The following is a 4,298-nucleotide window of genomic DNA, read 5'->3' as shown; positions in this document are numbered from 1 at the left end:
ACGCGATCTGGATACAGGCTCTTGTAGAGAACTGCAGGAACCAGTCGTTGTGATGCCAAGGGAGAAGTTCAAGCGGCACACACCGCGAGACGAGAGTACCGAAGCACAACACTGGGGCGGATCGGCTCGTAGTAGTGATGAAGGTGCTGTAATGGAACTGGAGCGAAGGGGCCGAAACAAGTGGGTTGCGCCCATATGCAACTGTGATGAGCAGGAGGACATGTGAGTGTAACCGGACGTAAGCAGTACGATATCGACAAGCAGACAGTGATGAAGGCCTACAAACTGGTCAAAGCCAATGCGGGCGCGGCCGGCGTGGATAAGGTATCGCTCGAAGCTTTTGAGAAGGACTTCAAGGGCAACCTTTACAAGGTCTGGAATCGAATGTCTTCTGGCAGCTACTTTCCACCTGCCGTTCGGGCTGTCCCCATTCCCAAGAAGAACGGCGGACAACGCATTCTAGGCGTGCCGACAGTAGCAGATCGCGTGGCGCAGACGGTCGTCAAGCTTCAGATTGAACAAGTACTCGAGAAAATCTTCCTTCCCGATTCCTACGGCTACCGGCCCGGAAAAGCCGCGCTGGACGCCGTCGGCATCACCCGGCAACGGTGCTGGAAGATGGACTGGGTGCTGGAGTTCGACATCAAAGGCCTGTTCGACAATATCAGCCACCAGTTGCTTATGAAAGCCGTCAGGAAGCATGTGCAAGACGAATGGGCTCTGCTCTACATCGAACGCTGGCTAACAGCGCCGATGCAAGGCAAAGACGGAGCGATCACCGCTCGCGACCGGGGTACACCCCAAGGCGGCGTGATCAGTCCCGTCCTTGCCAATTTGTTCTTGCATTATGCGTTCGATATATGGATGGCGCGAAACTTCCCGCAGTCACCGTGGTGTCGATACGCGGACGACGGGCTCGTACATTGCCGAACCAAGGCTGAAGCGGAAGCCATCAAGGCGGCGCTGCAGGCGAGGTTCAGGGAATGCGAACTCGAAATGCATCCCGACAAGACCAAGATCGTCTACTGCAAAGATAGCAATCGCCCGGGTAGCCATGCCAGTCAGTCATTTGACTTTCTGGGATTTACCTTTCGACCGCGCAGGGCAAGAAACCATCAGAAGAAAGAAAACTTCTGTACGTTCTCGCCAGCGGTCAGCAGGGCGGCAATGAAGTCTATGCGGATGACGATCCGGCAGCTCCGGCTCAGGCTTCGCTCGCAGACGGAAATCGACGCAATCGCCTTGGAACTGAACCCCGTCCTTCGTGGATGGATGCAGTACTACGGCAGATATGGGCGGTCAGAAATGCATAACCTGTATCGATACGTCGACGAATCTCTAAACCGCTGGGCGCGACGCAAATACAAAGGGCTGAAGAATGGAAAAGTCAGGGCCTCCACCAGGCTCAGGCTGATCCGCTGCCGTAGGCCGAAGCTGTTCGCTCATTGGACGATGTTAGGTTCTGCTTCGTTACTTGTTGAGAGCCGTATGACGTGAGAGCGTCACGTACGGTTCGGAGAGCGGCTCCGGGTGCAACTCCCGGGGCCGACTCACCATGGCCAGGGAGCATGCCTGTTCACTAAGAGACTTGAGAGAGGAAGGTTCGTCTGGCCATCGGTTGCGGGCGAAGCGGTGACGATCTCATCGGCTCAGATGAGCTACCTGTTGTCCGGAATCGATTGGCGCAACCCTCAAGAAACTCATCGTCCGACGCGTGTCGGATAGCCGTTTTTGGTTTGAATCTGCGGCTTGATCTGATTCAATGGCTTCATGACATCGAAGCCGGACGATCTTCCGTCGGATCTCGCGAGCGCCTACCTTGCGCTGCTGGCCGAGCGCGAGGCGTTGCAGGCTGAACGCGATGTGGCAGTCGCGGATGCCGCCAACGCGCGGGCGGAGCTGTCGGACAGCGAGGTGCTGATCGCTCATCTTGAGCTACGGATCGAGAAGCTCAAACGCGAACTGCACGGGCTGCGCTCCGAGCGCACGGCGCGGCTACTCGAGCAGTTGGAATTGGAGCTCGAAGAACTCGCCACCACGGCGACCGAGAATGAGCTGGCTGCGCAGGCTGCCGCCGCAAAAACCCAGAGCGTAAGCGCCTTCACGCGTAAGCGGCCGGTGCGCAAGCCGTGGCCGGACGACATCGAACGTGAGCGCGTCGTTATCGAGGCTCCAACGACCTGCGCCTGCTGCGGTGGATCGCGCCTTGCGAAGCTAGGCGAGGATGTGACCAAGACGCTGGAGGAGATTCCGCGTCGCTTTAAGGTCATCGAGACGGTACGCGAGAAGTTCACCTGCCGTGATTGCGAGAAGATAAGCCAGCCGCCGGCACCGTTCCATGCCACGCCGCGCGGCTTCATCGGTCCGCAATTGCTGGCGACAATGCTGTTCGACAAGTTCGGCATGCATATCCCGCTCAATCGCCAGAGCGTGCGCTTCAAGGCTGAGCGGATCGACCTGCCGCTGTCGACGCTGGCCGACCAGGTCGGCCACGGAACCTTCGCCGTCATGCCGTTGTTCCAGCTGATTGAGCGCCATGTCCTCGCCGCCGAGCGGCTGCACGGCGATGACAGTGTTCTGCAGAAGCACACAGAAAGGATGATCAAAATGATCTGAAAATCTGTGCGCGCAAGCTGTGGCAGCGATGAGGGTAGGCCCCTCGGGATCGACTTTCAGGAGTAGGTCTCAAATCACTTCAAGCGGCTTCGCTTAAGAGGCGCGGTCGTGAGCGTTGAAGCTAACGGTCGGGGGAGACCCGAACGGATACGCGTCCGAGAGACGAATGAAAATGAACCCGCCGATGAACCGTCGTAACGTGGAAATCGTCGTCAAAACCAGAGGTGTGTCGTCCCTCTGGGATGAGCCCGCCGGGAGCCTGATGACCGGGCGGGCGGCGACCGGCGTTGAGGGGGCGTGAATCGGATGCAGGCGCTGCCGCGGAACTGCAGGAACCAGTCGCTCCGATGGAAAGGGAGAAGCACAAGCGGAGAAGACCGCGAGGCGAGATTACCGACGCGGAGCACTGGGACGGACCGATCCGTATTAGCGACGAAGGCTCGTAATGGGGCCGGAGCGAAGGGATCGGATCAGGTGGGCTGGCCATCGTCGCAACTGGCAACAGGAGGACGTCGATGAACCAGCCGAGCAAGCCGTTCAACATCGACAAGAGAGAGGTGTACGAAGCATATCTGCAGGTGCGATCCAATGGTGGCGCAGCCGGTGTCGACGGAGTGACGATTGAGCAGTTCGAGTCCGACTTGAAGGGAAATCTCTACAAGATTTGGAATCGAATGAGTTCAGGCGCTTACTTCCCGCCGCCTGTTCGGGCTGTCTCCATTCCAAAGAAGAGTGGAGGCCAGAGGATCCTCGGGGTGCCCACCGTGGCGGACCGCGTGGCACAGACAGTTGTTAAACAACTGATTGAGCCGGCTCTTGACGCAATCTTTCTGGCGGATTCCTATGGCTACAGACCCGGAAAATCGGCTCTCGATGCCGTAGGCGTCACGCGACAGCGGTGCTGGAAGTATGATTGGTTTCTAGAGTTCGACATCAAAGGATTGTTCGACAATATCGACCACGAGTTGTTGCTACGGGCCGTCCGGAAACATGTGACGTGCGCATGGGCGCTGCTCTACATCGAACGATGGCTGACAGCGCCGATGGTGCAAGAGGATGGAACGATAATCGAGCGAAGCCGCGGCACCCCACAAGGGGGCGTGGTGAGCCCGATCCTCGCCAACCTCTTCATGCACTATGCATTTGATCTCTGGATGGCGCGGACGTTCCCCGATCTCAGGTGGTGTCGGTATGCGGATGACGGGTTGGTACATTATCGGAATGAGATGGAGGCGCAAAGCGTTCGCGAAGCGCTCCAGGCTCGGCTGGCGGAGTGCCATCTGGAATTGCATCCTACGAAGACGAGGATCGTCTACTGCAAGGATGATCGACGCCGAGGTAAAAGCGAGACGGTCATGTTTGACTTTCTCGGTTATTGCTTCCGGCCACGATCGGTCCTGGGGCCGCATTCGCAGAAGATGTTCTGTGGGTTCACCCCGGCGGTCAGCAAACCAGCGCTGAACGCCATGCGGGCGAAGGTCCGAGGCTTGAAACTTCGCAGGCGAGCCGAGGTGACGCTGGACGATATTGCTCGCGAGCTAAACCCGATGGTTAGGGGGTGGATCGCTTATTATGGGCAATACACCCGCTCAGCGCTTTATCCGCTGGCGCGCTACATCAACCAGACGTTAGGTATTTGGTTGAAGCGAAAGTACAAGCGCTTCCATCACCGTTTAGGACGC

Annotated in this window: 3 protein-coding genes and 1 pseudogene; all 4 read left to right on the top strand. The window is 58.0% G+C overall.

What is annotated here, in order from left to right; genetic code table 11:
* Window positions 1-270 precede the first annotated feature (270 nt).
* Window positions 271-1,497 carry a group II intron reverse transcriptase/maturase gene (gene ltrA, locus L6637_RS42015; RefSeq protein ID WP_128929739.1) on the top strand — a complete coding sequence of 409 codons (1,227 nt, stop codon included), beginning with the start codon at window positions 271-273 and terminating at the stop codon, window positions 1,495-1,497.
* Window positions 1,498-1,530: 33 nt separating this feature from the next.
* Complete coding sequence (tnpB, locus tag L6637_RS42010; protein WP_128929738.1) at window positions 1,531-1,725, top strand: IS66 family insertion sequence element accessory protein TnpB; 195 nt, start codon at window positions 1,531-1,533, stop codon at window positions 1,723-1,725.
* A gap of 45 nt (window positions 1,726-1,770) precedes the next feature.
* Window positions 1,771-2,580 (top strand): annotated as a pseudogene (locus L6637_RS42005) (IS66 family transposase); the annotation flags it as partial.
* Window positions 2,581-3,131: 551 nt separating this feature from the next.
* The coding region (gene ltrA, locus L6637_RS42000; RefSeq protein ID WP_237867327.1) for a group II intron reverse transcriptase/maturase at window positions 3,132-4,298 on the top strand (1,167 nt) is incomplete at its 3' end.

Source organism: Bradyrhizobium zhengyangense (genome assembly GCF_022012435.1).
Classification (GTDB): domain Bacteria; phylum Pseudomonadota; class Alphaproteobacteria; order Rhizobiales; family Xanthobacteraceae; genus Bradyrhizobium; species Bradyrhizobium zhengyangense.
Note: the sequence above shows the minus strand (reverse complement) of the source record. Positions and strands in the feature narration are given on the sequence as shown.